We start from the raw sequence: 4,272 nt of genomic DNA on the forward strand, positions 1-4,272 counted from the left end.
CTATATAGGTGCAATACACGAGAAAAATTAGCTGCATCGCACCAACAAGGTGCGATAGCACTTTATTTAATCTGCATGAATATCGCCTAAAGCACGCATTATTAGTTAATTCACCAGGGTGAAATGCAGCCTAATCCACCTACATTTAGTGTGAGAAATCCCTCTTGATATATTCTTTACTTTTCTGAAACAGAATTTAATAGCACTGATGTACAGTTGAAAACTCTAAATTACTTTATCGTTATAGTGTGGTTTAGGTTCGAGATTATAAGCTCCACGCAATTATAAATAATCTATTAATCACCCTTATTTTGATAAGTACAAAGATTATCTGATGCACAGATATCTTATTTCGCCTTATGGGCATCAGAGAGCCATGTTATGAATTGTAAATATATTATCAACACCTGTATTCTCAGTAGCTTATGGTGGGGTCAGGCCGCTACTGTATTGGCGGAGGAAAACTATCAGCCAACACCGACATCTATAGGGCAACATAACCCGCAAACCAGCAATGGGAGTCTGTGGCAACGCCTGACGAGCAACATCTCGCTTACCTGGGATTCACCAAACCAGGAGCTGTATATCCCGCTGAATACCTGGCACAACCGCTGGACCTACGATGATGACAAGATAGAGTCATACAATGAGCGGCCATGGGGTATCGGCTATGGCAAATATCGCTATGATGAGGATAACAACTGGCACTCTGTGTATGCGATGGCATTTATGGATTCGCACAACCAAATTGAACCCATTATAGGTTATGGCTATCAAAAAATGTGGATACCGGGAGCGATGGACGGCTGGCGTTTTGGCGTAGGTTTTACCGCCAGCATTACCGCACGTCATGAATATTATTACATTCCTGTCCCATTGCCTTTGCCACTTATTTCTATTGAATATAATAAGTTTTCACTACAAAGCACCTATATTCCCGGCACTTATAATAATGGTAATGTTTTGTTTACCTGGATGCGCTGGCAATTCTAATGGACGCTATTATTTAACTATTTAAACCATGCAATTAAAATGGTTATAAGCGACTATTAAGAATTAATCTCAATTAGCGTTAATTGATCCCAAAAAATACGATAGTTCTTATCAATTAAAACTATGCTGAGTATCCGCTTAGTTTATTGCTGATTATTTAAACACAACAAATAGCGTCTTAGGTGATAACCGCCGGGCTTGATTTTTCATACAGTTAATCGCCCGGCACTTTTATGCTAACACTTCAATCAGGCTGCATCTGAGTCATTTACATTCAGTTCATGCCGCTTATGTTTACGCCGAGTGAGTATAAAACCGCACCACAATAGCGCAACCCAAACTGGCATCATTAGCACTGAGATCTGAATACCATCAGTGAGATACATAATGACCAGAATCAACGACAGAAACACCAGGCACAGATAATTACCGTATGGGTACCATAGCGCCTTAAACCGCGGTTCTACGCCTTCTTGCACCTTCGCAGCCCGGAATTTGAGGTGAGCTAAACAAATCATCACCCAGTTAATGACCAATGTTGAAACAACCAGCGCCATAAGCAGTTCAAACGCTTTGCCCGGCATAATATAGTTTATAACAACACCGGCTGAAGTGGCCAACGCCGAAAGTGCGATTGACAGAATAGGCACGCCACGTTTATTAACCCGGGTCAACAACTTAGGCGCATTCCCCTGCGATGCCAAGCCAAATAACATGCGGCTATTACAATAAACACCGCTGTTATAAACCGATAGCGCTGCGGTCAAAACCACTACATTCAAGATTGTTGCAACCCAATTGCTATCTAACGCATGGAAAATCATCACAAAGGGGCTACCGCCTTCAACCACTTTGCCCCACGGATATAGGGAAAGCAGTACCGCCAATGAACCGATGTAAAAAATAAGGATGCGATAGACAACCTGATTGGTTGCTTTAGGAATACTGTGATGTGGATCTTCAGCTTCAGCGGCCGTAATGCCAACCATCTCCAAGCCACCAAAAGAAAACATAATCACCGCCATCGCCATCACTAATCCGCTCAAGCCATGGGGCATAAACCCACCTTGTGCCCAGAGGTTAGTAACCGATGCCTCAGGCCCACCAGTACCGGAAACCAGCAGATATGCACCGAACACAATCATACCGATAATGGCAACAACCTTGATGATTGCGAACCAGAATTCAGTTTCACCATACATACGTACGTTAATAAGATTGATGGCATTTATTAAGACAAAAAATACAGCAGCGGAAACCCAGGTGGGAATCTCTGGCCACCAGTATTGAATATAAATACCGACGGCGGTCAATTCAGCCATACCAACCAGTATAAACATCGCCCAGTAGTTCCAACCAGATAAGAAGCCAGCGAAATCGCCCCAATATTTATACGCAAAATGACTAAATGAACCTGCAACTGGCTCTTCGACAACCATCTCACCGAGCTGACGCATAATGAGAAAAGCGATAAAACCACCGATGGCATAGCCGAGTATCACTGAGGGGCCAGCCATCTTAATCGTCTGAGCTATCCCTAAAAATAATCCGGTCCCAATCGCACCACCCAAGGCAATCAGTTGAATATGTCGATTTTTTAAACCGCGTTTTAGTGTTGAATCCTGCAACTGCTGTTCCATCCTATCCTCTGCCGCACCTATTACGCACTAACGTGCTAAACAGCGCTTTCATAAATGAATCTGCGGCGGTTTTTTAACACTTAAACCTAATTGCAGCAAGAATAAAGGTAGTTAGCTGACTATCGGAGAAGGATCAATCAGCCGATGTTTACATGGGAAGGATTTGATTAGAAGACAATGATGCTTTGTCTGTTTAGGGTTGTAACGCAGATATGCCACATAACTTACTCAGATTCCTGGCCCCAATCATCAATGTCGCGACATAAGATTGACGCCGGGTGACAACTTCAACCGCCACGCGATTATTTTTATAGCGGATAAGATAAGTTGAAGGCCAGCCTTGACGCCGCTCACCATAAGATTTTTGATGGTGGTCAATCGCCGCATGGGCAATGACCAGGTGAGATAAATTTGAATCCCCTTTAATAATACGTTTCATCATCAGCTCCAAGAAGTCAGTCAGAGAATCGCTTACCGTTGGTCACGCCACGCGCTCAGCATATGGGTCTCCACGCGGTCGAAAACCATCAATATTTACTCAAATATCTTGGCTGAGCAGGTAACAGATCATCGCGGCACGAAGTGGACTTTGGCTATAGGCTTGCCACTCACCTTGCGGATTGGTAATCCGAGCATTCCACTGATTATTATCATTAACTTCAGGGGAATAGAGGCCAATTTTATTGGCATAGATGATAGGCCAGGCATCAGAAGGGTTTTTGCAGTAGTCCTTACCTTTAACTCCACCGTATGGATACCACTTATCGGGATCTTCCCCTGTCAGCAGTGCAATATTTCGGTTCACTTCAGTGTCACTTTCTTCATACCATTTAATCATTAGAATCACCGTTTTCTTGAAAAGTCCTGGCTACATTACGGCGAAAATAAGACAAATTTATGACAATCAGCGCAGTATATTGGGCTAAATAAAGGGGCAAACTCACATCGCGCAAAAAGATAATGCCGGCTATGCAGGAGAAACCATCACTCTGGCTACGACGATATTCTGATACCGCCGGGTGACAGCATCAGAATCGGGGGGATTTATCGCTCTGGAATAAACCCTTTAAAGTCGAGAGGCGAGACAATATCACTATCGTCTTGCTCATGCCTGACACCCGTAGCATTTTCCAGTAAAGCATTGAGCAATTCGGTTTGCCGTTTTTGTTGTTCGGCAATTTCGTGTAACAAACGGATTTGTTCATTTGCTCGTACACTGGCACGGCTCAAAAAGAACCAGACTATCAAGAAGAAAATGACAGTAAGCAGCGATAAAGCAATTGGGATGACACCCAGTGCCCCCATATTTGTATCTAACATTGACGACCCTATGACATACGTGGCTAAGGCGCTATCTTATCACTCTGCCCACCACAAAGGGGATCTGAATAAGTGATTCATACTTAATAACGATAACGAATAGTAATAGTTATCTATCGTTATTATAGCTAAGCATAATAGGCTATCCTTACCATGGAATAATCGAAGTGATAGCACAAATACCGGTAGAAAAAGTCCCCCCCTGATCGCAATAACTATCAAGGGCTAATAGATAAAACAAGCAGCAAACGGCAATGATCCCTACCGCTGCAACAAGTTTCTTAATGTTCAAATCGGGCACCTTCCGTAATGTTTTTTT

6 protein-coding genes are annotated in these 4,272 nt (G+C 43.1%); 1 reads left to right on the forward strand and 5 read right to left on the reverse strand.

Annotated features, from left to right (window positions below):
• Positions 1-381 precede the first annotated feature (381 nt).
• The gene (gene pagP, locus V1952_RS20310; RefSeq protein ID WP_372559217.1) at positions 382-993 is read left to right on the forward strand and encodes a lipid IV(A) palmitoyltransferase PagP; all 612 of its coding nucleotides are present in this window, start codon (positions 382-384) and stop codon (positions 991-993) included.
• Between the two features lie 248 nt (positions 994-1,241).
• Here the strand turns inward: pagP and V1952_RS20315 are convergent, their stop codons facing one another.
• The 5 genes from V1952_RS20315 to V1952_RS20335 form a co-directional block, all read right to left on the reverse strand.
• Positions 1,242-2,633, reverse strand: coding sequence for an amino acid permease (locus V1952_RS20315; protein ID WP_420075417.1), 1,392 nt, complete (start codon positions 2,631-2,633; stop codon positions 1,242-1,244).
• 193 nt (positions 2,634-2,826) lie between these two features.
• Positions 2,827-3,075, reverse strand: coding sequence for a DUF4060 family protein (locus V1952_RS20320; protein WP_372559219.1), 249 nt, complete (start codon positions 3,073-3,075; stop codon positions 2,827-2,829).
• 96 nt (positions 3,076-3,171) lie between these two features.
• A complete protein-coding gene (locus V1952_RS20325) occupies positions 3,172-3,471 on the reverse strand; it encodes a phage protein NinX family protein (RefSeq protein WP_083158581.1) in 300 nt (99 codons plus the stop codon).
• Between the two features lie 206 nt (positions 3,472-3,677).
• Positions 3,678-3,953, reverse strand: coding sequence for a YebO family protein (locus tag V1952_RS20330; RefSeq protein ID WP_083158580.1), 276 nt, complete (start codon positions 3,951-3,953; stop codon positions 3,678-3,680).
• 148 nt (positions 3,954-4,101) lie between these two features.
• Positions 4,102-4,245, reverse strand: a complete 144-nt coding sequence (locus tag V1952_RS20335; RefSeq protein ID WP_372559220.1) for a PhoP/PhoQ regulator MgrB — start codon at positions 4,243-4,245, stop codon at positions 4,102-4,104.
• Positions 4,246-4,272: the final 27 nt, after the last annotated feature.

This window comes from Yersinia sp. 2542 StPb PI, assembly GCF_048593855.1.
In the GTDB taxonomy this organism is placed as follows: domain Bacteria; phylum Pseudomonadota; class Gammaproteobacteria; order Enterobacterales; family Enterobacteriaceae; genus Yersinia; species Yersinia enterocolitica_E.